The following is a 20,889-nucleotide window of genomic DNA, read 5'->3' as shown; positions in this document are numbered from 1 at the left end:
TGTGCGTCGGGAGTCCCACGCTAGGCGGGAGCGGCGGCGCGGCGCGCGGGGTTGCGCCCGATCGGTGGAGAGCTCGGTGGATCCGCGCCCGGGGAGGAGAATCGCTCCCGACAGCTCCCGGCTCTCCTCCAGAGACCGCCGCCAGACTGACGCCCGCCCGAGCACCCTCCGACCGGATCGACGCATGACCTCTCTCCTCGACCTGAGCCTCGTCTCCGGCCCCCTCGTCGTCGCCGTCTACGTGCTCGCGATCGGAGCGCTCCTCCTCCTGCTCGCCGCCCACGTCCGCGCTCCCCGCCGCGGGCGCTCCCGACGCGGCGGGATCGCCGTCGCGGTCCTCCTCCTGGGCCTGATCGGCGGTGCCGCCCTGGCCGCCCTCGTCGACGGGCCCGACGGCCCGTTCGGCGTCGACTTCACGCCGGTCACCCGGGTCGCGATCGGCCTCGGGATCGGCGGGCTGGGCGTCGCCCTGGTCGTCCTCGGGCACGCGATCGCCCGCCGCCGCGCGCGGGGGGTTCTCGCATCGCTCGCGGCCGGAGTGCTCGTCGTCGCGGCGGCCGCGATGACCGTCAACATCGACTTCGGCCAGTACCCCACGGTGCGCAGCGCGCTCGGGATCAGCGCGTACTCCGACTCCTCAGTGCCGGTCGCCGCCGCGGACGGACCGCACTCGGACCTCGCGACCTGGACCGCCCCGGCCGGGATGCCCGCCGTCGGCTCGGTCTCGACGGTCGCCATCCCCGCCACCGCGTCGGGCTTCCCGGCCCGCGACGCCGTGGTCTACCTCCCGCCCGCGGCCCTCACCGCGGCACCGCCGCTGCTGCCGGTGATGATCATGCTCTCGGGGCAGCCGGGGTCGCCCTCCGATCCGCTCTCGACCGAGAAGTTCCAGCAGACCCTCGACGCCTACGCCGCCGCTCACGCCGGCCTCGCGCCGATCGTCGTGTCGCCCGACCAGCTGGGCGATCCGGACAGGAACCCGATGTGCGTCGACTCGCCGCTCGGGAAGTCCGCCACCTACCTCACCGTCGACGTCCCGAACTGGATCCGCGCCAACCTGCCGGTGCTCGGCGACGCGCAGCACTGGGCGATCGGCGGCCTCTCGCAGGGCGGGACCTGCTCGATCCAGCTCGGCGCCGGCCACCCGTCGCTCTTCGGCAACATCGTCGACGCCTCGGGCGAGCTCGCGCCGACCCTCGGCAGCGAGGCGGCGACGGTCGCGCAGGGGTTCGGCGGCGACCAGGCCGCCTACGAGACCGCGAAGCCGGTGAACGTCCTCGCGGCGAACGCCCCCTACACCGGCACCGTCGCGATCTTCGGAGTCGGCGCCGAGGACACCTCGTTCCTCCCCGGGGCGAAGACCGTCTACGCCGCGGCCGTCGCCGCCGGCATGAGCGCCACCTACCTCGAGGTGCCGGACAGCGCCCACGACGTCACGGCGTGGTCGGCGACCTTCGACAAGGGCCTCGAGATCCTCGCCGACCGCTGGAAGCTCGTCCCCGCCTCCTGAGCGGCTCCGTGCCTCAGGCGCTCTCGACCAGCCGGACCGCCGCCTCGATCCCGCCGCTCCACGGCGCTCCGTGACCCGGCACCACCCAGCGCGCCCCGGTGGGCAGGAGCGCCCGGAGCGACGCGAGCGCCTGCTCCGGCTCGTCGGTGAAGGGCGCGGGCTGCGGACCCGTGCGGCCGGTGAGCACGTGGCGGGTGGTCAGCCCGTCGCCGACGAAGACCGCGTCGGCCAGCGGCACGTGCACGGCGATGCTCCCCGGGGAGTGACCCGGGAGCGCGATCACGCGGGGAGCGCCCGGCAGGTCGAGCGTCTGCCCGTCGTGCACCTCGACGACCTCGGTGAGCGGCGGGACCTTCGCGATGCCCTTCCGCAGCGCGTAGGCCGCGAAGCCGAGGAGCGGCAGGACGCGCAGCCGCGGTGTCGCGGTCCTCGGCTTCGCCCCGCCCTTCGCCCGCTCGGCGTCGGCGGCGTGCACGTGGACCGGCACGCCGTGATCGCGGCGCAGGCGCTCGGCGAAGCCCACGTGGTCGGAGTCGCCGTGGGTCAGCACGACGCCGCGCACGTCGTCGAGGGTGCGGCCCATCGCGCGCAGCTCGGCCAGGAGCTCCGGCCAGAGACCGGCCGGCCGCGTTCCTCCTCGTGACGGCCCCCGCTCCCGGCATGCCCGTCGCCACCCAGGAGTACCGCGACGCGGCGAGCGCCCGCCTCCTGGACCTCGCCGCGCAGCTGGCGGGCGAGGAGGACGCCCTCGAGGCGGCGCGCATGCTGACCGCCTGGGCGACGGGGTTCATCGGGATGGAGATCACCGGCGCCTTCACCCTCGGCGGCGATGTGGAGAGCGCCTGGCGCTTCGGGCTGGGGCGGATCGTCTCCGCGCTCGCTCCGGCCGCGTCGCGCTGAGCGCCGCCGCTCAGGCCCGGCGGAGCGCCGCCTCGTCCTCGAGGAACCGCGGACGGCACGCGACGATCCCGCTGACCAGCAGCACCGCCACTCCGGCGAACAGCAGCGCGTACGCGCCGCTCCAGTCCCCCTGCGCCTCGTAGAGCACGCCGATCAGCAGCGGACCGAGGCAGGCGAGCCCGTAGCCGAGCCCCTGCGTGGCGCCGGAGAGGGTCGAGGAGCCGGTGGTCGTCCGCGTCCGCGCGTTCACGAGCGTCAGCGTCATCGGGAACGTGCTGACGCCGAGCCCGAGGCAGACCACCCACGCCACGGCACCCTCCAGCGGAGCGACGACGAGGCCGGCGTATCCGACGGCGAGCAGCGCGCAGCACACCACCACGACCACGACCGGGTTGCGCATCCCCAGCGTCAGCGGCGGCACCACGAAGGCGGCGGCGAGGCCGAACACCGAGAACAGCGCCAGCAGCGCACCGCCCTGCGCCGGATCCGCGCCCGCGTCGACGAGGATCGTCGGCAGCCAGGTGATGATCCCGTAGGTGTGCAGACCGGTCATCCCGAGCATCAGCACCATCGCCCAGAGCAGCGGCGTGCGCCAGGCCCCGTCCACGCGGCCGCCGGCGGCGGCCGGAGCCGCCCCGCCTCCTCCGCGGGCCGCGAGCGCCGCCCAGAGCAGGCAGGCCGCGGCCGTCATCACGGCCCAGATCCCGATCGCCCAGCGCCACCCCGCCGTCGAGGCCAGCGGCACCGCGACCAGCGGAGCGACGAACTGGCCCACCTGCAGCAGCGCCAGGTAGAGCGAGCTGACCGTCTTGATCCGCTCGGCGAAGTACCGCTTCACGATCGGCACGATGAGCACGTTCGTGGTGCCCACGCCCGCGAAGGCGACGACGGTCGAGAGCACCAGAGCGACCGGGCTCGGGCTGAGCGCGCGGAGGGCGATGCCCAGTGTGGTCACCAGCGTCGCGATCGCGAGCGTGCGCTCCAGGCCGATCCGGCGCGAGACGGCCGCGGCGACGAAGCCGAAGACGGCGAAGGAGGCGGTGACGATCGTCCCCAGCGCCCCGTAGAGCGAGGGCCCGAAGCCGAGATCGGCGCCGATCGTGTCGAGCAGCGGGCTGAAGCCGGTGACGGCGGTGCGGAGGTTCAGCGCGGTGATCGCGATGGCGGCGAGGGCCAGGAGGGCGGTGGCGCGGAGCGTCGGTGCTGCGGTCATGGAGTCCCCGAGAGATAGGATGATGGGATGAATCCTGGCGAGTCTAGCCCCGCGGCGCCGTTCCAGCGCGAGAGCGTGATCGACCACGTCACGGCGCTGTTCCACGAGGAGATCCGCTCCGGCCGCTGGGCCGTCGGCGAGCGGATCCCGGTGGAGGCCGAGCTCGCCCGCTGGACCGGCGCCGGACGCAACTCCGTCCGCGAGGCCGTCCAGGCCCTCGTGCAGGCGGGCCTCGTGCGGCGGGAGCAGGGGCGCGGCACGTTCGTCACCGCGCGCTCGCAGCTCGCCGAGTCGCTGCGCCGCCGCATCCCGAGCGCCGCCCGCCGGGAGGGCCTCGAGCTGCGGTTCGCGATCGACGGGGCGACGGCCGCGCTGGCGGCCGAGCGCCGCACCGGGGAGGACGTCGCCGCCCTCCGCGCCCTGCTGGCCCGCCGGGCCCGCTCGTGGGAGGCGCCGGAGCTCGCCGAGCGGATCGCCGCGGACACCGCGCTGCACCGGGCCGTCGTCGTCGCGACCCACAACGACCTGTTCGTCGAGCTCTACGACGGCCTCACCGGCATGTTCGAGTCGGTGCTGGAGGAGGACGTCGTCGGCGAGGAGGACGTGCACGCCCGCCAGCACGCCGAGCTGGTCGAGGCGATCGCCGCGGGTGACGCCGAGGGGGCGCGGCGCCGGATCGAGGAGCTGCTCGCGCCGCTGCTGGCCGAGGCGCAGCACGACGTCTGAAGGGAATCCTCCGCGGCCGGCGGCGGACGGCACGCGCTCGCGGCCGGTTCCGTGCCGCCCGCCGAGTGGGATCAGCCCCGCGGACGCCGGGTCGACCAGAGCGCCCAGGCCACCAGCAGCGGCTGGAACGCGAGGCGCACGGCGCGCTTGCGGTCGGTGTCGAGGCCGAAGGCGCTCGTCCGCGTCACCCACTGCGAGACGTTGCCCGGGAAGATCGCGGTGAAGAAGGCGGCGGCCGCGGCTCCGACCAGCGGCGCCCGTCGGCGCGCGAGCACCAGCGAGGCGCCCAGGCCGATCTCGACCACGCCCGAGGCGAGCACGACCGCGTCCTTGTCCAGCGGCACCCACTCGGGCACCTGCGCCTGGAACTCCTCCCGCTTGCGGGTGAGGTGGCTCACCCCCGCGAAGAGGAGGGCGGAGCCGAGGAGCACCTTGGCGCCGGTGCGGAGGAGGGACGGGGAGGAGGATGTCATGCGCTCCATCGTTCCCGATGCGGGCCGCCGCCGCCGCCGTGGCGCGGCCACTGCGCACGAACGTGCCGGTGTCGGAGGCGGCGCCTAGTCTTATCGCGTGACTGACCGCATCCTCGTCCTCACCACCGGTGGCACCGTCGACAAGGAGTACTCGCTCGCGGGCGAGCTCGAGATCGGCGCCCCGATGGTGCCGCGCCTGCTCGCCCCGGTGCTCACCACGCTCGAGTTCCGCGTCGAGGAGGTCCTCGCCAAGGACAGCCTCGAGCTCGACGACGCCGATCGGGCCCTCATCCGCGAGCGGGTGCTCGCCGCCGAGGAGGACCGGATCGTCCTCACCCACGGCACCGACACGATGACCGCGACGGCCGAGGCCCTCGGCGTCGTCCGCGATCGGGTGGTCGTCCTCACCGGCGCGATGCAGCCCGCACGGATGCTCGACAGCGACGCCGCGTTCAACCTCGGCACCGCGGTGGCCGCCGTGCAGCTGCTGCCGCCGGGCGTCTACCTCGCGATGAGCGGACGGGTGCTGCCCGCCGGCTCCGTGGTCAAGGACCGGTCGATCGGCGTGTTCCTCCCGGCCTGAGCCGAACGCCGGGCCAGGGTCGCCCGCGGACGGGCTCCCGGCCGGACCGGCGTCAGGCCTCGGCGAGCTCCGCGGTGCAGGCCGCGCAGAGCCCGAAGACGTCCACGACGTGGTGCGCGTCCGTGAATCCGTTCTGCGACGCGACCGAGCGCGCCCACTCCTCGACCTCGTCGGCCGCGATCTCGACCGTCAGCCCGCAGCGGCGGCAGATCAGGTGGTGGTGGTGCGTCCCCGGCGTGCAGGCGCGGTAGAGGCTCTCGCCCTCGGGCGACTGCAGCGAGTCGGCCTCGCCCTCCACGGCCAGGTCCGAGAGCGCGCGGTAGACCGTCGCGAGCCCGATCGGCGAGCCGGAGGCGTGCAGCGCACTGTGCAGGCCCTGGGCGCTGACGAAGTCCTCGCGACGCCCGAGGGCCTCGCGCACCGCCTCGCGCTGCCACGTGTTGCGCTTGACCACTGGACCACCTCCACTCCGCACGACCCGGGCCACGCTACCGCCCCCCGCCGACGGCCAGCCGGGAGCGCCGGATGCCCTTGCGGCCGATGATCCGGCAGACCGCGTAGATCGCGAACGAGATCGTCGTCACGTAGGGGCTGATCGGGATCGATCCGCCCAGCGCGAGCAGGATCCCGCCCACCAGCGCGCCGACGGCGAAGAGCACGCTCAGCAGCGGCACGACCACCGGCGAGGCGGACAGGCGCAGCGCCGCGGCCGCCGGCGTCACCAGGATCGCGAGCACGAGCAGCGAGCCGACGATCTGCACCGAGACGGCGACAGCGAGGCCGAGCAGGAGCATGAACGCGATCGAGAGCGCCCGGGTGGGGATGCCGCGCGCGGCCGCCACGTCGGCGTCGACGCTCGCGAAGGTGAGGGGGCGCCAGATCAGCGCGAGACCGACGAGGACGACCACCGAGATGCCGATCAGCCACCCGAGCTGCGGGTCGTCGACCGCGACGATCTGACCCGTGAGCAGGCCGAACTTGTTCGCGCTGCGGCCCGGGTAGAGGGCCAGGCAGAGGATGCCGATGCCGAGTCCGAACGGCATCAGCACCGCGATGATCGAGTTGCGGTCGCGGGCGCGCGAGCCGAGCACGCCGATCAGGACGGCCGCGATCAGCGAGCCGACGATCGATCCCTCGACGACGCCGACGCCCAGCAGCAGCCCCGCGGACGCCCCCGCGAACGAGAGCTCGCTGATGCCGTGGACCGCGAAGGCCATGTCGCGCGACATCACGAAGACGCCGATGAGCCCGCCGACCACTCCGAGGACCGCGCCGGCGATCACCGAGTTCGTCAGCAGCGACAGCAGCGCTCCGTAGTCCGAGAAGTCGAAGATCTGCGACCAGACGTCCGTCACGACTGCCCCTCCTCGTGCTCGTGCACGTGCGAGTGGTCGGGTGCGCCGACCACGATGACCCGGCCCCGGGCGCGGATCACGTCGACGGGTGCGTCGTAGAGCTCGCTGAGCACCTCCGAGCGCAGGACCTCGTCGGGGGTGCCGATCCGGAACCGGCCGCCGGCGAGGTAGAGCACGCGGTCCACCATGCCGAGCACCGGATTGACGTCGTGCGTGACGAAGAGGACGCCGAGGTTCCGCTCGCGGCGGTGCCGGTCGATCAGCTCGCTGACCGCCCGCTGGTGGGCGAGATCGAGCGCGATCAGCGGCTCGTCGCAGAGCAGGAGCGCCGGGTCGCCCGCGAGCGCCTGGCCGACGCGGACGCGCTGCTGCTCGCCGCCGGACAGGCTGCCGATGGGGGCGTCGGCGAAGGCGGTGGCGCCGACGGCCTCGAGCAGCGCGTCGACGGCCGCGCGCCGGGAGCGGGAGGGCAGGGGCAGGCCGAACCGGTGGCCGTCGATCCCGAGCCCGAGCAGATCGCGGGCGCGCAGCGGAGTGCCCTCGTCGGCGAGCTTCTGCTGCGGGATGTAGCCGATGCGCCGGTTGCCGCGGTGCACGGGCTCGCCGAGCACCTGCAGCTCCCCCGCGCTCAGCTGCTGCTGGCCGAGCACCGCGCGCAGGAGGCTCGTCTTGCCGGAGCCGTTCGCGCCGAGCACCGCGACGAACTCGCCGGCGCGCACGTCGAGGTCGACGCCGCTCCACAGCTCGCGGTCGCCGAAGCGGAGGCCGGCGCCGCGCAGCCGCAGCACGGACGCCGAAGGGCCCGCCTCCGGGGAGACGGGCCTGGTCGGGGAGTCGTGGCTCACTGGGAGAGGGCTCCCTCGATCGCGTCGAGGTTGGCGGTCATCCAGCCGGTGTAGTCGTCGCCCTCGGGCAGCGTCTCGGTGACGGGGACGGCCGGGATCCCGGCGGCCTTCGCGGCGTCGAGCACCGCGTCCGTCTGCGCGCCCTCGGTCTGCTCGTTGTAGATCAGCGCGTCGACGGCCTCGCCGGAGAACAGCGCCAGCGTCTCCTGGAGCGTGGTCGCGGGGACGTCGGTGCCCTCCTCGACCGCCTCGCTGAAGGCCTCGGGAGTCGCGTCGGTCAGGCCGAGCGCATCGGTCATGTACAGCGGGACGGGCTCGGTGATCGCGATGGAGCGGCCGGAGAGCGTGCCCTTCAGCCCGCCCTCGCGGGCGATCAGGGCGTCGAGCCCCTCGTCGAGGGTGGCGAGATTGGCGGAGTAGGCGGAGGCGTTGTCGGGGTCGAGCGCGGCGAGCTCGTCGCCGATCCGCCCCGCGACCTCCTTCATCACCGAGAGGTCGTACCAGACGTGCTCGTTGAACTCCGCGTGCTCGTGCCCGCCCTCCGACTCCTCCTCCTCCGCGTGGTCGTGGACGTCCTCCAGGCCGGCGATCACGGTGGCCGTGATGACGGGGGCCTCGGTGCCGGCCGCGCTGATCATGGTGTCGAGGAAGTGGTCGTAGCCGCCGCCGTTCTCGATCACGAGGGTCGCGCCGGACACAGCGAGCTGGTCGCGGGCGGTGGCCTCGTACTCGTGCGGGTCCTTGTCCGGGCTGTCGATGATGCTGGTCACCTCGACCAGGTCGCCGCCGATGCTCGAGACGAGGTCGCCGTAGACGTTCGTCGACGCGACGACCTTCACGGGCCCGCCCGCGGCGGCGGCGGAGGAGCTGTCGGAGGCGCTGCCCGCTCCGGAGCAGCCGCTCAGGGCGAGCGCGGTGCCGCCGAGGAGGGCGGTGAGGGCGAGGAGGCGGGTCTTCACGGTGAGCCGATCTGGGTCAGGGGCCGGGCGGGTGCCCCCACGCTAACGGCTATTGATAACGATTGTCAAAATCGTGCGGAGGCGCCCGCCGGTCATCCGCCGACACACGCGGACACGGGGCGACACGCGCCTCGCTCCGGGCACCTCGCCCCTGGCACAGTCGCTGCACACCGCCCCCGACGAGACGAGGACACCGTGACCACCACCGCACCGACGACCATCGGCACCGACGCCGCGACGACGATCGGCGCCGCCGCCGAGCACTGGTCGGCCGCCCCCCGGCCCGACTCCCCCGACGCCTGGCTCGCCCGCGCCGAGGAGGTCGCCGCCGTGCTCGCGACCGACGCCCTCGAGCGCGACCGCGCCGGCGCCGCCCCCTTCGCCGAGGTCGCCCTGCTCAAGGCGGCCGGCCTCGTCACGCTGCTCGGGCCCGCCGAGCACGGCGGCGGTGCCCAGGAGTGGACCACCGCCCTCCGCGTCGTCCGCACCGTCGCGCGCGGCGACGGCTCGATCGGCCAGCTGCTCGGCTACCACTACCTCTGGGCCTGGGCGGCCCGCCTCGTGGGGACCCCTGAGCAGATCATCGCGGTCGAGCAGCTCGCGACCGAGGGGGACCTCCTCTACGGAGGCGCGGTGAACCCGCGCGACTCCGACCTCACCGTGCGGGAGGAGGGCGACGAGCTGGTCTTCACCGGCCGCAAGTCGTTCTCGACCGGCGGCGTGGTCAGCGACCTGACCGTGCTCGAGGGGGTGCTCGAGGGGACGGACACCCACCTCTTCGCGATCGTCCCCACCGATCAGGAGGGGATCGTCTTCGGCCGCGACTGGGACAGCCTCGGCCAGCGCCTCACCGAGTCCGGCTCCGTCGAGATCCGCGGCGTCCGCGTGCCGTGGGCGGCCGCGGCCGGCTTCGTCGACAAGGTCTACCGTCCGCTCGTCTACAACACCCTCAACGTGCCCGTCATCCAGCAGGTCTTCGCCGAGTTCTACCTCGGCATCGCGCAGGGAGCGCTCGAGCGCGCGGCGCAGTACACCCGCGAGCGCACCCGGGCCTGGCCGTACGGCGGCGACGACAAGGAGCGCGCCGGCGACGAGTGGTACGTGCTCGAGGGATACGGCGACCTGCAGTCCCGGCTCTGGGCCGACGAGGCGCTGATCGACGCGACGGGGGCCGCGCTCTCGGCCGCGCTGCACGCTCCGCGCGAGGAGCTGACGCCTCGGCGCCGCGGCGAGATCGCCGTGCGGATCGCCGCGGCCAAGGCGCGGATCGTGGAGGACGGCCTCGCGACGGCGACCCGCGTCTTCGAGCTGACCGGCGCCCGCGCCTCCGCGAGCTCGGTCGGACTCGACCTCTACTGGCGGAACCTCCGCACCCACTCCCTGCACGATCCGCTGCCCTACAAGCGCCGCGAGGTCGGCGTCTTCGCCCTGCTCGACACCGTCCCCGAGCCCAGCTGGTACACCTGATCGGCCGCGGGGCGCGTCCTGCTCCGGCGGCGCGCCCCGCCCGCACGCCGCCCCGGCGTCGATCCGCGACAGGCCGGAGCGGAGCCCCGGGGTAGCGTGAGGGCCGAGCGGAGGGAGGACCGTGGCCGTCACGCTGCACGACGTCGCCCGCGCCGCCGACGTCTCGATCAAGACCGTCTCGAACGTGATCAACGACTATCCGCACGTGCGCCCGGCCACCCGCTCCCGGGTGCAGGCGGCTATCGCGCAGCTGGGCTACCGCCCCAACCTCTCCGCGCGGAGCCTGCGCCGCGGCCGCACCGGCGTGATCGGCCTCGCCCTGCCGGAGCTGAGCCTCCCCTACTTCGCCGAGCTCGCCGACAGCGTGATGCGCGCCGCCGACGAGCGCGGCCTGACGGTGCTGATCGAGCAGACCGGCGGCGACCCCGAGCGCGAGCGGAGCGTCCTGGCGAGCGAGCGCCGGCAGCTCACCGACGGCCTGCTCTTCAGCCCGCTGGGCCTCGCCGACGAGGACGCACTCGCGGTCGGCTTCCCCCTGGTGCTGCTCGGCGAGCGGATCTTCACCGGGCTGGTCGACCACGTCACCATGCAGAACACGGCGGCGGCGCACGCTGCCACCGCGCACCTGCTCGCCTCCGGCCGGCGCCGGATCGTGGCGCTCGGGACCCACCCCGACGCCGCCGTCAGCTCGGCGTCGCTCCGCCTCGAGGGCTACCGCGCCGCGCTCGCCGAGGCCGGCATCGCCTACGACGAGCGGATGATCGGCGTCTCGGGCCCGTGGCGGCGCTCCGGCGGCGCCGAGGCGATGCGCCGCGTGCTCGCCTCCGGGCTCGACTTCGACGCCGTGTTCGCGCTCAACGACACCCTCGCGCTCGGCGCTGTCCGCGCGCTCCAGGAGGCGGGGGTCCGCGTCCCCGAGGAGGTGGCGGTGATCGGCTTCGACGACATCGACGAGGCGGGCTACTCCTCCCCCAGCCTCTCCAGTGTGGACTCGGGGCGCGACGAGATCGCGCGGACCGCGGTCGAGGTGCTGCAGGCCCGGATCGAGGGCACCCGCACCGGCCCGGGGACGCTCCACGAGGCGGCGTTCACCGTGGTCGCCCGGGAGTCGACCGCGGGCCGTCCGATCGCGGAGGACCCGTCGGTCGGCCGGGCGTCGGCCGGGGCCTAGGCGCAGGTCCCGCTGCCGCAGATCTCGCGGCGGATCCACGCGCCCGCGTCCGCGACGGCCAGCTCGCCGCGGCGGAGGAGCCGGCTCCACTCCACGGCCCGCGTCGTCAGCCGGTCGTCGGCCGAGCCGCGGACGTCGCCGCCGACGGTGCGGAGGAACAGGTGCGCGAGCGGGCCGCCGAGGTACAGCGTGGCGCCCGCGACGCCGGCGAAGTGGCGGGCCTGGCCGCGGGTGCCGTCGTCGTAGGGGCGGCGGAAGCCCTTCCCCCGGACCCGGTTGCGGCCGCCGTGCGCCAGGTCGAGGGCGCCGAGCGGGGCGCTGCGGATGCCGGCGACGTCCTTCGCGACGGCCGCGAGGAACGCGCGCGGGCGGGGATGCGACGCCGCGAGGGCGTCGGCGCGGTCGGCGAGCTCGGAGCAGGCGTCGGTGACGGCATCGGAGGAGGGCACCCGCCCAGTCGAGCACAGGTGCGCTGAGCGGCGGCGGGGAGGGCCGACGCGCGAGGAGGTCGGCCGACCTCGGCAGCGGCACGCAGCGAGGCGGGTGGGCCCCGTGCCGCTCTTGACAGCAGCGGAGGCGGGGCGGACCATCGTGTACAACGTTAGAAAGACCGCTCGCCGCCGAGCCCGCTGCGGGAGCCCGAAGCCCGAAAGGCCCTCATGACCGACGCCACCGCCGCCACCGCGCGCATCAGCCTCGACCCCGCCGCGGTCGTCGCACCCGTCACTCCGCGCCTCTTCGGCTCGTTCGTCGAGCACCTCGGCCGCTGCGTGTACGACGGCATCTACGAGCCCGGCCACCCCGCCTCGAACGAGGACGGCTTCCGCCTCGACGTGGTCGAGCTGGTCAAGGAGCTGGGCACCACGACGATCCGCTACCCCGGCGGCAACTTCGTCTCGGGCTACCGCTGGGAGGACGGCGTCGGCCCGCGCTCCGAGCGCCCCCGCCGCCGCGACCTGGCCTGGCACTCGCTCGAGACCAACGAGGTCGGGCTGGACGACTTCGCGAAGTGGGCGGAGCTGACCGGCAGCGAGATCATGTACGCCGTCAACCTCGGCACCCGCGGCGTCCTCGAGGCGCTCGACGTCCTCGAGTACGCCAACGGACCGGCCGGCACCGCTCTCGCCGACCAGCGCATCGCCAACGGCGGGACCGAGCCCTACGACATCCGCATGTGGTGCCTCGGGAACGAGATGGACGGTCCCTGGCAGGTCGGCCACATGAGCGCCGACGACTACGGCAAGCTCGCCTCCCGCACCGCCAAGGCCCTCAAGATCGCCGACCCCTCGCTCGAGCTGGTCGTCTGCGGCTCGTCGAGCTCGTCGATGCCGACCTTCGGCGAGTGGGAGCGCGTGGTCCTCGAGCACGCGTACGACGACGTCGAGTACGTCTCGTGCCACGCCTACTACCAGGAGTACGACGGAGACCTCGGCTCCTTCCTCGCCTCCTCCCTCGACATGGAGTACTTCATCGCCACCGTCGCGGCGACCGTGGACCACGTGAAGTTCAAGCTCAAGAAGACGAAGGACATCAAGCTCTCCTTCGACGAGTGGAACGTCTGGTACCTCGAGGAGTGGCAGGCCAAGGAGAAGGCCGACGCCGAGGGCGACCAGAGCACCCGCGAGTGGGCCTACGCCCCGCGCCTGCTCGAGGACGTCTACTCCGTCGCCGACGCCGTCGTCCTCGGCAACCTGATGATCACGCTGCTGAAGAACTCCGACCGGGTCACCTCCGCCTCCCTCGCGCAGCTCGTCAACGTGATCGCGCCGATCATGACCGAGCCGGGCGGAGCCGCGTGGCGCCAGACCACGTTCTTCCCGTTCTCGACCACCGCGCGTCTGGCCTCCGGCTCGGTGCTGCGCCCCCGGATCGACGCGGGGACCTACTCGACCGCCCGCCACGGCGACGCTCCGCTCATCGACTCCGTCGCCACCGTCGACGAGGGCCGCGCGGCCGTCTTCCTGGTGAACCGGTCGCAGACGGAGCCGATCGAGGTCACCGTCGACGTCAGCGGCCTCGGAGTCTCGAGCATCACGGAGGCGGTGGCCCTGTTCGACGAGGACCCCTACGCGAAGAACACGCGTGACGACCAGAACCGCGTGCGCCTGCGCGAGGCCCCGGCGACGCTCGAGGACGGCGTGCTGACGCTGACCCTCCCGCCCGTCTCGTGGACGGCGGTCGCGCTCACGGCGTAGCGACGTCCGACCCGCGGGACCGCGTCCGGCCTCCCGGAGCCGCGCGGTCCCGCGGGCCCCGTCGGCAACCGTCTCGGCTCAGGCCGCGGGCCGCAGCGGGGAGGAGGCGCTCGAGCTGGTCCGCGAGGTCGTCCGCCACCCCCACCAGTACGTGGCGGGGATCGGGCTCGACAACCTCGAGACGGCGGGTCCGCCCGAGCGCTTCGCCGACGCCTACCGCCTCGCCGCGGAGGCCGGCCTGGGCCGGACCGCCCACTCCTCCGAGCACGCCCCGACCGCGGCCAACACGACGACCTGCCTCGATCTGCTGGGCTGCGACCGGATCGACCACGGCTACTTCGTCCTCGAGGACCCCGCCGTCGTCGAGCGCGTCCGCGAGCAGGGCGTCGTGTTCACCGTCGCCTCGACGACCTCGCGCCGCTCCTGGCGGCCCTGGCGGCGCGCGTCCATCCGGGCGATGCTCGACGCGGGACTGCGGGTCGTGCCGTGCTCCGACGATCCCGGAATGTTCCCGACCACGCTCGCCGACGAGTACCGCCTCGCCGCCGGCCCGATCGGTGCGACCGCCGCGCAGCTGCGCGCGATGGCGCTCACCGGAGCGGAGGCCTCCTGGCTGCCCGCCGACGAGAAGGAGAGTCTGCGCGCGTCGTTCGCCGCGGAGCTGGACGCGCTGGACGCGGAGTTCGAGCTCGTCTGAGGCCCGGGACGCGACGGGCTCCCCGCCCTGACAGAGTGGACGGATGAGCCCCCTCCCCGATCCCCTGGCCTTCGACCTCGAGGCGCTGCGCCGGGAGGTGCTGCCGGACGACGGGGGCGAGGTCGACGACAGCATCCCCGCGCTCGCGGACGCCGACCCGGGACTCTGCGCGATCGCGCTCGTCCTGCCCGACGGGTCCGTCCGCGCGAGCGCCGACGCGGAGGCGCGGTTCAGCATCCAGTCGGCCGTCAAGCCGTTCCTGTTCGCGCTCGCGCTCCTCGACACCGGCGGTGACGCGCTCGACCGCGTCGGCATCGAGCCCACCGGCGAGGCCTTCGACGCCCTCAAGCTCGAGAGCGGCACCGGGCGCCCGCCGAACCCGATGGTCAACGCGGGAGCGCTGCTGACCGCCGCCCTGGTCGACGGCGGCGACGCCGACGGCCGGAGCGAGCGGATCCTCCGCGGCCTCTCCGCCTTCGCCGGCCGCCCGCTCTCCGTCGACGAGAGCGTCGCCGCCGACGAGCACCTGCTCGGCGACCGGAACCACGCCCTCGCGCACCTGATGCGCGCGGAGGGCACCCTGCACCGCAGCGCCGACGACGCCGTCTCCGCGTACGCCCGGGCGTGCGCCGTGCTGGTCGACGTCCGCGACCTGGCCGCGATGGGCGCGACGCTCGCGTTCGGCGGCGTGCACCCGGGGACCGGCGAGCGGGTCGTGCCGGCCTCGGTCGCGCGCGACGTGGTCGCGGTCATGGCGACGTGCGGCGTCTACGACGGCTCGGGCCGCTGGATGCGCGCGGTCGGCGTCCCCGCCAAGTCGAGCGTCTCGGGCGCCCTCGTCCTCTCCGCTCCCGGCCGCCTCGGCGCCGCCGTCGTCAGCCCGCCGCTGGACCCCCAGGGCACCAGCGTCCGCGGCGCCCGCGTCGCCGCCCGCCTGAGCGACTCCCTCGCCCTGCACTCCTTCGCGGTCGCCCCCCGCTGACCGCTGCCGTTCCCCCGCTCTCCCGCTCCCGCCGGCGCAGCCGCGGCCCGTGCCCCGCACCCTCAGCGGAGACCACCCGCTCTCCCTCGACAGCGAAGGGCCGAGCCGCATCCGTGCACGCTCGCCCGCAGGGCCGAGCCACGTCAGCGCACGCTCGCCCGCAGGGCCGAGCTGACCGCCGAATCGCGTTCCAGCGATTCGCCGTAGCGGTACGCTCCCCGCTCCACGAAACGCCCCACCTCGGACAGCCGACCGCGGAGCGGATGACGACGAAGGACGAATCCGCTCGATCGAGCACCGCCGAGCTCACCGCCGAATCGCGTTCCAGCGATTCGCCGTAGCGGCACGCTCCCCGCTCCACGAAACGCGCCCCTCGGAAAGCCGACCGCGGAGCGGATGACGACGGAGTAGGAATCCGCTCAATCCAAGAGCAGCGCCGGTTCCTCCAGCACGCTGGCGACGTCGGCGACGAAGCGGCTGACCACGTCGCCGTCGACGACGCGGTGGTCGAAGGAGCCGCCGACCGTGGTGACGAAGCGGGGGCGGACCTCGCCGTCGACGACCCAGGGCTTCTGCTTGATCGTGCCGAGGGCGATGATCGCGACTTCGCCGGGGTTGAGGATCGGTGTGCCCGTGTCCATCCCGAAGACGCCGATGTTGGTGATGGTGATGGTGCCGTTCTGCATGTCGGCGGCGGTGGTCTTGCCGTCGCGGGCGTCGAGGGTGAGCTTCTCGAGGGCCTGGGCCAGTTCGAGGAGGCTCATCGACTGGGCGTCCTTGACGTTGGGGACGAGCAGTCCGCGCGGGGTGGCCGCAGCGATGCCGAGGTTGACGTAGTGGCGGACGACGATCTCGGTGTCGGTCCAGGCGGAGTTGACGGTGGGGTTGCGGCGAACGGCCCAGATGATGGCCTTGGCCATGATGAGCAGCGGCGAGACCTTGACGCCGGCGAAGTCGGGCGAGTTCTTGAGGCGCTTGACGAACTCCATGGTGCGGGTCGCGTCGACGTCGACGAAGACGCTGACGTGGGGCGCGGTGAACGCGCTCGTCGACATCGCGGCGGCGATCGCCTTGCGGACGCCGCGCACGGGGATGCGCTCCTCGCGGTCGTCGCCCCAGGCGGGGGTCTGGATGTTGCGGAAGACGCTGGCCTGGGAGGCGTGGCGGATGACGTCGTCGCGGGTGACCTCGCCGGCGAGGCCGGTGGCCTGCACCTCGAGGAGGTCGACGTCGAGGTCCTTCGCGAGCTTGCGGATCGGCGGCTTCGCGATGACGGGGAGCGCGGCGGCGGCCGGCACGGAGGCGGGCCGGGATCGCGGGCACCTCGGAGCCGATCGAGCCGGCTCCGGCCTGGACGGTGATGATCGCGGTGCCGACGTCGACCGTCTGGCCCTCGTCAACGAGCACGTCGACCACGGTGCCGCTGAACGGCGAGGGGAGCTCGACGAGCGACTTGGCGGTCTCGATCTCGACGAGGACCTGGTTGACGGCCACCTCGTCGCCGACCTTGACCTTCCAGGCCACGATCTCGGCCTCGGTGAGACCCTCGCCGACGTCGGGGAGGAGGAACTGCTCTGTCATCGGGGGGACTCCTGTGGGCTCGTGCGGGCGGATGTCGCGCGCGTCAGTACGCGAGCGAGCGGTCGACGGCCTCGAGCACGCGGTCGACGTCGGGGAGGAAGAGCTTCTCGACCTTGGCGGGCGGGAAGGGGGTGTCGAAGCCGGCGACCCGGAGGACCGGCGCCTCCAGCGAGAAGAAGGCGCGCTCGGTGACGGTCGCCGCGATCTCGGAGCCGAGGCTCACGTTCGCGGACGCCTCCTGCGCGACGACGAGCCGGCCGGTCCTGCGGACAGACGCGAGCAGCGGCTCCCAGTCGATCGGGGAGAGCGAGCGCAGGTCGACGACCTCGACGCTCGTGCCCTCCTCGCCCGCGAGCTCGGCGGCCTGGAGGAGGACGGCGACCATCGGGCCCCAGCCGACCAGCGTGACCTCGGTGCCCTGGCGGACGACGCGGCTGGCGTGCAGCGGCGCGGCGGACCCGCTGAGGTCGACGTCGCCCTTGGGCCAGTAGCGGCTCTTGGGCTCGAAGAACATGACGGGGTCGTCCGAGGCGATGGCCTCCTGGATCATCCAGTAGGCGTCGTTGGGAGTCGACGGGCTGACCGCGCGCAGGCCCGCGGTGTGCGCGAAGTACGCCTCGTTGCTCTCCTGGTGGTGCTCGACCGCTCCGATGTGCCCGCCGTAGGGCACGCGGATGACGACGGGCATGGTGATCGCGCCCTCGTGGCGGTTGGTCATCTTGGCCAGCTGCGAGGTGATCTGGTCGAACGCCGGGTAGATGAACCCGTCGAACTGGATCTCGCAGACCGGGCGGAAGCCGCGCATCGCGAGCCCGATCGCAGTGCCGACGATGCCGGACTCGGCGAGCGGCGTGTCGAGCACGCGCTTCGCCCCGAACTCGGCGTGCAGGCCCTCGGTGATGCGGAAGACGCCGCCCAGGGGGCCGATGTCCTCGCCCATCAGGAGGACGCGGTCGTCCTGCGTCATCGCTCGGCGGAGGCCGGCGTTGAGCGCCTTGGCCATGGACATGGACTCGAGCTGCGACCCGGTGAGGGGCGGCTGCGCGGCCGTCGTGCTGGTGTCGATCGTCATCACTCGCCTCCGAACGATTCTTCGTAGCGCTGCAGCCACGCCTTCTGCTCCTCGACGAGCACGTGCGGCTCCGAGTAGACGTGGTCGAACATGACGCCCGTGGGTGGGACCTCGAGGGCGAGGAGGCGGCGGCGGATGTCGGACGCGAAGTCCTTCGCCTCCTCGTCGACCTCGTCGAAGAAGGACTGCTCCACGCCCTCGCTCCGCAGGAACGCGGCGAAGCGGGTGATCGGATCCTTCGCGACCCACGAGGCGAGCTCGTCGTCGGTGCGGTACTTCGTCGGGTCGTCGCTCGAGGTGTGCGCGCCGATCCGGTAGGTCAGCGCCTCGATGAACTGGGGACCGCCGCCGGAGCGCGCGTCCTGCAGGTGCTTGGCGGTGACCGCGTAGCTCGCGAGCACGTCGTTGCCGTCGATCTGCACGCCGGGGATGCCGAAGCCGGAGGAGCGGAGGTAGAGGGGGCTGCGCGACTGCGTGGCCACGGGGACCGAGATCGCGTAGTGGTTGTTCTGGAGGAAGAAGACCTCGGGAGCCTGGTAGCTCGCGGCGAAGACCATCGCCTCGCTGACGTCGCCCTGGCTGGAGGCGCCGTCGCCGAAGTAGACGACGACGGCCGCGTCCTTCTCGGGGTCGCCCGTGCCGGTCGCTCCGTCGAAGGTGAGGCCCATCGCGTAGCCGGTCGCGTGCAGGGCCTGCGAGCCGAGCACCAGCGTGTAGAGGTGGAAGTTCCCGTTCGTCGGGTCGGTCGGGTCCCAGCCCCCGTGCGTCGTGCCGCGCAGGAGCGCGAGGACGCCGAGCAGGTCGATGCCGCGGATCTTGCCGACGACGTGCTCGCGGTAGGAGGGGAACACGTGGTCCTGCGGGCGCATCGCGAACGCGGAGCCGACCTGCGCCGCCTCCTGGCCGTGGCTCGGGACCCACAGTCCGAGCTGGCCCTGGCGCTGCAGGTTCGCGGCCTCGGTGTCGAAGCGGCGGACCACCGCCATCTCGCGGTAGAAGGAGCGGTGCTGCGCCTCGTCCACCCCGTCGAGGTAGGAGGCGTACTGCTCGGCCGCGGGGGTCGGCGAGAACCGCCCGTCCGCGGAGAGGAACTGGACAGTCGGCGACTCCGTGCTGGTGGCTACCACCCGACTAACCTATCCGTCTCGCGGGGTGGCCCTCGGGGAGGGAAGCCACAATCTCGGCCGCCGCGCTGAGGAGCTTGTCGACAGAGCGCGCCTCGCCGACGGAGACGCGGATCCCCTCCGGCGGGAACGCGCGGACCACGACTCCCGCGCGCTCGAAGACCTCGGCGGCCCGCGCCGTGTCCTCGCGGGTGTCGAACCAGAGGAAGTTCGCCTGCGACTCCGGGATCGTCCAGCCCTGATCGAGCAGCGCCCGCCAGAGGTCGTCGCGGAGGCGGGTGATGCGGTGGACGCGCTCGAGGAGCTCCTCGCGGTGCTCGAGGGAGGCGACCGCCGCGGTCTCGGCGAACCGGGTGACCGAGAGCGGGATGGCGGTGGAGCGGGCGGCGTCGAGGATCCGCGCGTGGCCGATCGCGTAGCCGACGCGGAGGCCGGCGAGGCCGTACGCCTTGGAGAAGGTGCGAGCGATCACGAGGTTGGGGTAGCGGCCGAGCAGGCGGGTGCCGTCCACGGCCCGCTCGTCGTCGACGAACTCGGCGTACGCCTCGTCGAGGAGTACGAGGACGTCTCCCGGGACGCGCTCGAGGAGCGCCTCGACGTCGTCGGCGGTGGCGACGGTGCCGGTGGGGTTGTTGGGGCTGCAGACGATCAGCAGGCGGGTGCGCTCGGTGACGGCCTGCGCCATGGCGTCGAGGTCGTGGGTGTCGTCGGCGCGGAGCGGCACGCGCACGCTGGTGGCGCCCGCGGTCGTGACGAGCGAGGGGTACGCCTCGAACGAGCGCCAGGCGTAGACGACCTCGTCGCCCGGGCCCGCCGCCGCGGTGATGAGCTGGGCGATGACCGCGACGGAGCCGGCTCCGACGATCACCTCCTCGATCGGGACGCCGTACTCCGCGGCGAGCGCTGTGCGCAGGGCGGTCGCCGCCGCGTCCGGGTACCGGTTGAAGTCGTCCACCTCGCGGACCCGCGCGAGCACGGAGGGCAGCGGGTCGAACGGGTTCTCGTTGGAGGAGAGCTTGAAGGCGTCGGCGGCGGCCGCGCGGCCCTGCTTGTAGGCGGGGAGCGCCAGGATCTCGGGGCGGAGGCGGACGGGAGGCTCCTGCTGGTCGGTCACCCGCCCCATGCTAGGCGGCGCGGCGGCGGGCGCCCCGCCGTTCCGCGCGCGCCGTCCCCCGCCCTCGACGGGCGTGCGCCGGCCCCCCTTCCCACCGGTCGAGCGCCGCCGGTGCGGCCCGGAGGTGCGGCCGACCCGGGTCTCGGATGCGCGAACCGCCCCGCTGACCGGCGCCCACGGCGGCCGTCCCCCGATTAGGGTGCAGTGATGCGGAGTCGAGGGCGAGCCGAGCGGCGCGGGGGTGCGCGCCCGCTCCTCCGGGGCGCCACGGCCGCGATCGCCCTGCTCGTCGCCGCCGGCGCGCTCACCGGATGCACGCCCTCCGCGGAGGGCACGCAGGCGACCCCGACTCTCCGCGAGACGTCCATCGACGTCGCCGCGCCTCCGGCCTACACCGCCGCGCGCGAGGCCGGCCTCGCGCTGCGGAACGACTCGCTCGCGCTCCTCACCGCGACCGACGGCACCGTCGCGGGCGCGGCCCGCACCGATCTGCTGGTGGCGATCGGATCCCTGAACGCAGCGCTCGAGGGAGTCTCGGCCGACGCCATCACCACCGCGACGACCGCGGCCGGGGAGCAGCGGACGGCGCTGGCCGAGCGCGTGCTCGGCCTCGCCACGTCGACCCTCGCCTCCGGTCGCGGATCGACGTCCCGGCGGGCGGTGCTGACCGACGCGGTCGAGCAGCTCCGGAGCGCTCTCGCCTCGGGAGCCGCGGTCGCTCCGCTGGCCTTCGCCGTGATCGAGGCGCGCGAGCCGCTCGTCCCGGAGCCGGGCAGCGGATTCGCTCCTCCCCCGCGCCCCGCGCCTCCCGCAGCTCCCCGGCCGACCAGTGCGCCCGAGCCGACCCAGGAGCCGACGCCCGATCCCCCGGCTCCGGAGCCGGCTCCCGCGCCTCGATCACGGCGAAGGCCAGCGGAGCGAC

Annotated in this window: 19 protein-coding genes and 3 pseudogenes; 10 read left to right on the top strand and 12 right to left on the bottom strand. The window is 73.8% G+C overall.

The window, feature by feature from the left end; genetic code table 11:
- Positions 1 to 184 precede the first annotated feature (184 nt).
- Positions 185 to 1,510, top strand: coding sequence for an esterase family protein (locus tag C5C99_RS13200; RefSeq protein WP_104315537.1), 1,326 nt, complete (start codon positions 185 to 187; stop codon positions 1,508 to 1,510).
- Positions 1,511 to 1,523: 13 nt separating this feature from the next.
- On the opposite strand, the gene C5C99_RS13195 is transcribed toward C5C99_RS13200, so the two are convergent.
- A complete protein-coding gene (locus C5C99_RS13195) occupies positions 1,524 to 2,111 on the bottom strand; it encodes an MBL fold metallo-hydrolase (protein ID WP_258063699.1) in 588 nt (195 codons plus the stop codon).
- Positions 2,112 to 2,170: 59 nt separating this feature from the next.
- On the opposite strand from C5C99_RS13195, the gene C5C99_RS16825 reads away from it, so the two are divergent.
- Positions 2,171 to 2,410 carry a TetR-like C-terminal domain-containing protein gene (locus C5C99_RS16825; protein WP_146085512.1) on the top strand — a complete coding sequence of 80 codons (240 nt, stop codon included), beginning with the start codon at positions 2,171 to 2,173 and terminating at the stop codon, positions 2,408 to 2,410.
- 10 nt (positions 2,411 to 2,420) lie between these two features.
- Here the strand turns inward: C5C99_RS16825 and C5C99_RS13190 are convergent, their stop codons facing one another.
- On the bottom strand, positions 2,421 to 3,623 hold the full coding sequence (locus C5C99_RS13190; RefSeq protein WP_104256448.1) for an MFS transporter: 1,203 nt from the start codon (positions 3,621 to 3,623) through the stop codon (positions 2,421 to 2,423).
- 27 nt (positions 3,624 to 3,650) lie between these two features.
- Between C5C99_RS13190 and C5C99_RS13185 the strand changes: the two genes are divergently transcribed.
- The gene (locus tag C5C99_RS13185) at positions 3,651 to 4,349 is read left to right on the top strand and encodes a FadR/GntR family transcriptional regulator (RefSeq protein ID WP_104269546.1); all 699 of its coding nucleotides are present in this window, start codon (positions 3,651 to 3,653) and stop codon (positions 4,347 to 4,349) included.
- Between the two features lie 71 nt (positions 4,350 to 4,420).
- Here the strand turns inward: C5C99_RS13185 and C5C99_RS13180 are convergent, their stop codons facing one another.
- Entirely contained in the window at positions 4,421 to 4,831 is a 411-nt protein-coding gene (locus C5C99_RS13180) for a hypothetical protein (RefSeq protein ID WP_181027249.1), read from the bottom strand.
- A gap of 88 nt (positions 4,832 to 4,919) precedes the next feature.
- On the opposite strand from C5C99_RS13180, the gene C5C99_RS13175 reads away from it, so the two are divergent.
- On the top strand, positions 4,920 to 5,405 hold the full coding sequence (locus tag C5C99_RS13175) for an asparaginase domain-containing protein (RefSeq protein ID WP_104224541.1): 486 nt from the start codon (positions 4,920 to 4,922) through the stop codon (positions 5,403 to 5,405).
- A 52-nt stretch (positions 5,406 to 5,457) separates the two neighbouring features.
- Here C5C99_RS13175 and C5C99_RS13170 read toward each other — a convergent pair whose 3' ends face one another.
- From C5C99_RS13170 to C5C99_RS13155, 4 genes are read right to left on the bottom strand one after another with little or no spacing between them, the layout of a single operon-like run.
- On the bottom strand, positions 5,458 to 5,859 hold the full coding sequence (locus C5C99_RS13170; protein WP_104238381.1) for a Fur family transcriptional regulator: 402 nt from the start codon (positions 5,857 to 5,859) through the stop codon (positions 5,458 to 5,460).
- 34 nt (positions 5,860 to 5,893) lie between these two features.
- On the bottom strand, positions 5,894 to 6,760 hold the full coding sequence (locus C5C99_RS13165; protein ID WP_104340218.1) for a metal ABC transporter permease: 867 nt from the start codon (positions 6,758 to 6,760) through the stop codon (positions 5,894 to 5,896).
- Complete coding sequence (locus tag C5C99_RS13160; RefSeq protein ID WP_104227225.1) at positions 6,757 to 7,605, bottom strand: metal ABC transporter ATP-binding protein; 849 nt, start codon at positions 7,603 to 7,605, stop codon at positions 6,757 to 6,759. Before C5C99_RS13160 ends, C5C99_RS13165 begins: the two co-directional genes overlap by 4 nt.
- Entirely contained in the window at positions 7,602 to 8,564 is a 963-nt protein-coding gene (locus tag C5C99_RS13155; RefSeq protein WP_104340217.1) for a metal ABC transporter solute-binding protein, Zn/Mn family, read from the bottom strand. The genes C5C99_RS13160 and C5C99_RS13155 overlap by 4 nt, the downstream gene beginning before the upstream one ends.
- A 195-nt stretch (positions 8,565 to 8,759) precedes the next feature.
- On the opposite strand from C5C99_RS13155, the gene C5C99_RS13150 reads away from it, so the two are divergent.
- Together C5C99_RS13150 and C5C99_RS13145 are read left to right on the top strand one after the other, a co-directional pair.
- Positions 8,760 to 10,031: an acyl-CoA dehydrogenase family protein gene (locus C5C99_RS13150; protein ID WP_258063698.1), complete on the top strand. Its 1,272-nt coding sequence runs from the start codon at positions 8,760 to 8,762 to the stop codon at positions 10,029 to 10,031.
- 121 nt (positions 10,032 to 10,152) lie between these two features.
- Complete coding sequence (locus C5C99_RS13145) at positions 10,153 to 11,202, top strand: LacI family DNA-binding transcriptional regulator (RefSeq protein ID WP_104273589.1); 1,050 nt, start codon at positions 10,153 to 10,155, stop codon at positions 11,200 to 11,202.
- Here C5C99_RS13145 and C5C99_RS13140 read toward each other — a convergent pair.
- Positions 11,199 to 11,651: a hypothetical protein gene (locus C5C99_RS13140; RefSeq protein WP_104224546.1), complete on the bottom strand. Its 453-nt coding sequence runs from the start codon at positions 11,649 to 11,651 to the stop codon at positions 11,199 to 11,201. The two genes, C5C99_RS13145 and C5C99_RS13140, sit on opposite strands and share 4 nt — an antisense overlap.
- A 210-nt stretch (positions 11,652 to 11,861) precedes the next feature.
- On the opposite strand from C5C99_RS13140, the gene C5C99_RS13135 reads away from it, so the two are divergent.
- The 3 genes and pseudogenes from C5C99_RS13135 to glsA all read left to right on the top strand — a co-directional run bounded on the left by C5C99_RS13135 (position 11,862) and on the right by glsA (position 15,076).
- The gene (locus C5C99_RS13135) at positions 11,862 to 13,397 is read left to right on the top strand and encodes an alpha-N-arabinofuranosidase (RefSeq protein ID WP_104340216.1); all 1,536 of its coding nucleotides are present in this window, start codon (positions 11,862 to 11,864) and stop codon (positions 13,395 to 13,397) included.
- A 112-nt stretch (positions 13,398 to 13,509) separates the two neighbouring features.
- Positions 13,510 to 14,094: pseudogene (locus C5C99_RS13130) on the top strand (adenosine deaminase); the annotation flags it as partial.
- A gap of 43 nt (positions 14,095 to 14,137) precedes the next feature.
- Positions 14,138 to 15,076, top strand: a complete 939-nt coding sequence (glsA, locus tag C5C99_RS13125; RefSeq protein ID WP_104340214.1) for a glutaminase A — start codon at positions 14,138 to 14,140, stop codon at positions 15,074 to 15,076.
- 419 nt (positions 15,077 to 15,495) lie between these two features.
- Here glsA and C5C99_RS13120 read toward each other — a convergent pair.
- The 4 genes and pseudogenes from C5C99_RS13120 to hisC all read right to left on the bottom strand — a co-directional run bounded on the left by C5C99_RS13120 (position 15,496) and on the right by hisC (position 19,976).
- Positions 15,496 to 16,657, bottom strand: a pseudogene (locus tag C5C99_RS13120) (dihydrolipoamide acetyltransferase family protein).
- Between the two features lie 43 nt (positions 16,658 to 16,700).
- Positions 16,701 to 17,666: an alpha-ketoacid dehydrogenase subunit beta gene (locus tag C5C99_RS13115; protein WP_181027250.1), complete on the bottom strand. Its 966-nt coding sequence runs from the start codon at positions 17,664 to 17,666 to the stop codon at positions 16,701 to 16,703.
- A 62-nt stretch (positions 17,667 to 17,728) separates the two neighbouring features.
- A complete protein-coding gene (locus tag C5C99_RS13110; protein ID WP_104247992.1) occupies positions 17,729 to 18,856 on the bottom strand; it encodes a thiamine pyrophosphate-dependent dehydrogenase E1 component subunit alpha in 1,128 nt (375 codons plus the stop codon).
- Between the two features lie 4 nt (positions 18,857 to 18,860).
- On the bottom strand, positions 18,861 to 19,976 hold the full coding sequence (gene hisC / locus C5C99_RS13105; RefSeq protein ID WP_104226632.1) for a histidinol-phosphate transaminase: 1,116 nt from the start codon (positions 19,974 to 19,976) through the stop codon (positions 18,861 to 18,863).
- 198 nt (positions 19,977 to 20,174) lie between these two features.
- On the opposite strand from hisC, the pseudogene C5C99_RS13100 reads away from it, so the two are divergent.
- Positions 20,175 to 20,889, top strand: a pseudogene (locus tag C5C99_RS13100) (hypothetical protein); the annotation flags it as partial.

Source organism: Rathayibacter sp. AY1C4, from assembly GCF_002932195.1.
In the GTDB taxonomy this organism is placed as follows: domain Bacteria; phylum Actinomycetota; class Actinomycetes; order Actinomycetales; family Microbacteriaceae; genus Rathayibacter.
This window is presented reverse-complemented; position numbering and strand designations above follow the sequence as displayed.

Coding starts and splice junctions, on each gene's coding strand:
- C5C99_RS13200 (WP_104315537.1), top strand. CDS start 185: ATGACCTCTCTCCTCGACCTGAGCCTCGTCTCCGGCCCCCTCGTCGTC.
- C5C99_RS16825 (WP_146085512.1), top strand. CDS start 2,171: ATGCCCGTCGCCACCCAGGAGTACCGCGACGCGGCGAGCGCCCGCCTC.
- C5C99_RS13190 (WP_104256448.1), bottom strand. CDS start 3,623: ATGACCGCAGCACCGACGCTCCGCGCCACCGCCCTCCTGGCCCTCGCC.
- C5C99_RS13185 (WP_104269546.1), top strand. CDS start 3,651: ATGAATCCTGGCGAGTCTAGCCCCGCGGCGCCGTTCCAGCGCGAGAGC.
- C5C99_RS13180 (WP_181027249.1), bottom strand. CDS start 4,831: ATGGAGCGCATGACATCCTCCTCCCCGTCCCTCCTCCGCACCGGCGCC.
- C5C99_RS13135 (WP_104340216.1), top strand. CDS start 11,862: ATGACCGACGCCACCGCCGCCACCGCGCGCATCAGCCTCGACCCCGCC.
- glsA (WP_104340214.1), top strand. CDS start 14,138: ATGAGCCCCCTCCCCGATCCCCTGGCCTTCGACCTCGAGGCGCTGCGC.
- C5C99_RS13115 (WP_181027250.1), bottom strand. CDS start 17,666: ATGTCCATGGCCAAGGCGCTCAACGCCGGCCTCCGCCGAGCGATGACG.
- hisC (WP_104226632.1), bottom strand. CDS start 19,976: ATGGGGCGGGTGACCGACCAGCAGGAGCCTCCCGTCCGCCTCCGCCCC.